We start from the raw sequence: 4,073 nt of genomic DNA on the forward strand, positions 1-4,073 counted from the left end.
CACCGGTGTCGAGGATGTTGATCAGGTTCTTTGAGAAGTCCTGACGGTTCTGCACCACCGAAAGGTTGGAGCCGAAGGTCGAGGACTGGGCGCGAAGCTGGCTGGTGGCCGCCGTGATGGCCGTCAGAGCCTTGTTGATCTCGTCGTCAGACTGGAAGCCGCCGGTGATCGAGGTCAGGCCAAGGCCATCGGAGTCGAGCTTGGAACCCTCGATCGTCAAGCTGGAGGAACCCGTCTCGTTGAAGGCGACCTTCAGCGAGTTCTCGGCCTTGTCACTACCCGAACGGTACAGCAGGTTGATGCCGTTGTAGCTGGAATCCTTGGCCTGCTGGGTGATCTGATCGAGCAGTGTGTTGAACTGCTTGGCGAGCGAGGTCCGGGTCGCGTTGCTGCCGCTTGCCGAGCCTTCGCCCGTACCAACAAGTGCCTTGGTGTTCGCCCCTGCCACGCCAAAACCAATATCGGTATCGCCGCCTTTGGACGCATTGATCGTAATCTTTTCCGACGAGCCAGACCCCGTCGATGTGACACTGAGCTTGCCATCCGTATTGGTGACAGTCAGCTTGCCTTTGAAGCCGGTGTCGGCATCAAGCTGAGCTTGTATAGCAGCCGCAATCTCGTCACCGGTCACTGCTGCTGTATCTGCAGCGTCGGCTAGCGTAGTTTCGTCAAGCTTGATTGTCTTAACTGCACCAGAGCCCAGCTGGATATCGAAATCTGCAGTAGCAGGGTCAGTGAAGTCGATTCCGTCTCCCGCGTCTGCAAGATCGGCAATCGAGCTACCCTCGACTTTCGCAGCAAGGGCCCCGTTTTTAGCGTCCGCGCCCTTAGCGGTCAGAGGATCCACCTCTTGACCGAAGCCAAGATCGACTTCGTTGCTTGCCACATTGGTGATTGTTACAGTGGAGTCCTTACCGGAAGCTGTTGATGTAAAAACAATCCGGCCATCAGTCGTTTTTGAAGCCGTTACTGCAGCCGGGTTGGTAGTATCGTTTGCGAGCTGGTTATTGATGGCCTTCACGACATCATCGGCAGTGACCTTACCAACGTTGCCTGTCACACCCTTCAGCGTATCAGCGCTAAGAACGATATCCGTGCTGTTCGTACCATCAGATATTGCAAAGCTAGCATTGCGGTCACCAGAGAAGTCTTGCGTGCCGTCGGTCGCTGCCGTCGAGGTTCCCTGGAAGGAAGTCCCTGCCGAGAGGATCGCAGACGTTGCCGGCGTGCCGCTCGTTACGGCGCTCTTGTCGGCCAGCGCCTGGTTGGCGGTGGACTTGGCCGAGTCGACCAGTTTCTGGATCGAGGTGATGCCCTGGTTGGCGGCCTGGATCGTCTGGACGCCGTTCGAGATGCCGTTGAGGAGCGAGCCAAGATCGCCCGAGCGGCCGGACAGGGACTGCGAGGTGAAGAAGCTCGTCGGATCGTCGAGGGCCGAGTTGACCTTCTTGCCGGTCGACAGACGGTTCTGAGTCTGGGTCAGAAGATCGGCCGTGCCCTGCAGCGAGAGCAAGTTCTGACGGGTCGCAGCAGTAAGGGTGATGCCGGAAGACATTGATTTTGATCCTTTGGATCTGAGAACCCTCTAATTTCGAAGGCACGTCACCAGAGGACCGGACTTCCTAACTTGGGATTAAACCAATGCGCCAAGTTTTACGGCCGGCTGACTTTCCGAGGGTATGGTTAATCAATAATTAACTCGCCTAATATAGGCAGCTATCGCGACCGCTCGACGAAACAACCATCATCGAAGGGCTCAAAAGGAGTCGGACAATGGCATTAAAGCTGACGATTAGACCTGGCGAAACTGTTTATGTTAACGGGGCAGAGATTTGCAATTCAGGCTCTGCTACAAGTCTTGTCATCAAGAATCATTGTCGCATTCTTCGTGAAAGCGAAATGATAAATGAGAGAGACGTCAACTCACCATGCGCCCGTCTTGCTTTTGTGTTGCAACAGGTAGTTCTTAAAGAAAACCCATTCGATGAGCTCAACGAGCTTTCAAAATTGGCTGTTCAAATCTTGCAGAAAATGCCCTCGTTCGCTCCTCAGATCCTGGAAATTCAAAATTTATTGAGTGAGAAGAAAGCTCACATGGCTTTCAAGAAGGGCAAAGCTCTAATGGTTCTTGAAGCCTCTGAGTTTGGAACGGGTGCGACTCCCAAGCTTGCGGTAGGTGAGCGTTAGGAACCACCAACAAATCCTCGGGATCGGTTCCTCATTCGCATGCGTGGTGCCCGATAGCATTCAATTCCATCGAGCTGGTGACGCATTAGATCGCCTGGATGATGGGTTGGCATGTGGTGCTGTTTCTATCGCCGAAACCGACCTAGCCGCGGCAGAAGTGTCGATAAAGCAATCACCCCGCCTGTCGCGGCCAGCAAAAAGGCATCCCGCTGGCGGCTGGTGAAGAACTCGGTCCGCGTCGAGAGAACCCGATCCGTTGCGCGTCCATCGATCGCGGCGGGGCCCGGCACCGGCGCATCGAGATTGCCGATCCTTTCGGGAATCGGTTCGCCGAGTTGGGCGTCGCGCATCTCGCTCGCCTTCCTGTCCGCGTAGCTCGGGGCCACGGCCTGGGCGAGGGTCATCATCAGCGTGCTGCGTCCAACCCAGACCTCGCGGGACGGATGCTCGATCGCGTGGACGATCGCGTCAGCGCAGAGACGAGGATCGAAGACCGGGTCTGGGGCGATCTGCTGATGCCCGGTGTGGTTCCGTGACCAGCCAAATTGCGGGGTGTTCACCGCTGGCAGATAAACGACGGACAGGGAGACGGCGACGCGATCGGCGATCAGCTCGGAACGCAAGGCGTCGGTAAAGCCACTCACTGCGAATTTGGCGCCGCAATAGGCGGCCTGGAGCGGGGCCGCACGGATGGCGAGGCCGGAGGAGACCTGGATGATTGCACCCCGGCCGCGTGGTTTCATGTGGCGCAACGCGGCGAGGGTACCGTGGACCTGACTGAGATAGGTCGTGGCGGTGACGCGGGCGTACTCAGCAGCGGTAATCTGGTCGGCCGGGGCCACCACGGTCGACATAGCATTGTTGACCCATGCTGCGATGGGCCCCAGATCCCGCTCAACCTGATCAGCAGCCGCATCGACTGCGGCAGCGTCCGCGACATCGGCACTGATCGTCAGCACCCTTCCGCCGTAGCGCTGCAGGAGGCTAGCCGCTCCCTTCAATCGTTCAGCGCCGCGGGCCACGATCGCAACAGACCATCCCTTCCGTGCCAGAGCTTCCGCGGTGGCCAGACCGATGCCGGCACTGGCTCCTGTCACGACTGCTACCCGCGCCATGCCCGTCTCTCCCATATCGGTGTCCACGGGGGAACGCGCCGGAGCGAACTTGCTGGATGTGCCGTAAGGTAGCAGGACGGAGCTGTGCGATAGGCGCGAAGCCTTGTGCCATCGACGAGTGAATAGGATGCCCCTCCGGCGCGAGCATCGCTTCTTCTACCCCATCGACTGGCCCCAGCTCTAGGCGGTGATCCGCTTCCGTACCTTTGACGCAGCTGGGATGAACGATGCGGAGGCGAAGGCCGACATCGAGGGCGTCTACGAACAGGGATTGGCGGAGATCGCGAAGCACTTTCGTTAGGCTAAGAGCTACGACACTCCATCCGTCGTCTTCCGTGCGGCCCGCGCCATGCGGATCAACTCACGAGCCGTCATTCCTCGCGGTGGCAGGGGCGGGGGCTCTTTGGGGCTTATTACGAGGTTAGGGCGACCTCTGGCGAGGCCACTCCGATGGAGAGCGGAGCCATAGCTTCGCCAAAAGCGCTGTTGTCGGATCGCCTTCGTAGTGACGTTCTGAGAATTGATTGCTGTCGTCATTCCGGTCTGTTCACCGCATCGCATCTCATGGGGATAGCGAAGCTTAACCGTTCGCGACATTCTTGAAATGCGTGATCGCTGCGCTAGCGAACCTCAGCATACAGAGGATGTGTCGGGATATCGCTCTCGTTACGTTTTTCCAACAATAGAAAACCAGTCATATTTTCCCGACAGAAACGGGGCTGTTTCTACGTGTGTCCCAAGCGCATCCATCGTTCGTCGGGAAAACGAACG

General features: G+C 57.8%; 3 protein-coding genes. 1 reads left to right on the forward strand and 2 read right to left on the reverse strand.

Annotation, left to right across the window (positions count from 1 at the left end; all coding sequences use genetic code 11):
- Positions 1–1,555 (reverse strand): hypothetical protein (locus IPV08_RS24200; protein ID WP_207414394.1); only part of this gene is annotated, 1,555 nt, incomplete at its 3' end.
- Positions 1,556–1,773: 218 nt separating this feature from the next.
- Here IPV08_RS24200 and IPV08_RS24205 point away from each other — a divergent pair.
- The gene (locus IPV08_RS24205) at positions 1,774–2,187 is read left to right on the forward strand and encodes a flagellar biosynthesis repressor FlbT (RefSeq protein ID WP_207414396.1); all 414 of its coding nucleotides are present in this window, start codon (positions 1,774–1,776) and stop codon (positions 2,185–2,187) included.
- A gap of 125 nt (positions 2,188–2,312) precedes the next feature.
- On the opposite strand, the gene IPV08_RS24210 is transcribed toward IPV08_RS24205, so the two are convergent.
- Complete coding sequence (locus IPV08_RS24210; protein WP_207414398.1) at positions 2,313–3,302, reverse strand: SDR family oxidoreductase; 990 nt, start codon at positions 3,300–3,302, stop codon at positions 2,313–2,315.
- Positions 3,303–4,073: the final 771 nt, after the last annotated feature.

It is taken from the genome of Methylobacterium sp. SD274 (assembly GCF_017355285.1).
GTDB lineage: Bacteria > Pseudomonadota > Alphaproteobacteria > Rhizobiales > Beijerinckiaceae > Methylobacterium.

What these genes read in the sequence shown, in the direction of transcription:
- IPV08_RS24205 (WP_207414396.1), top strand. Translation starts at nt 1,774, where the DNA reads ATGGCATTAAAGCTGACGATTAGACCTGGCGAAACTGTTTATGTTAAC.
- IPV08_RS24210 (WP_207414398.1), bottom strand. Translation starts at nt 3,302, where the DNA reads ATGGCGCGGGTAGCAGTCGTGACAGGAGCCAGTGCCGGCATCGGTCTG.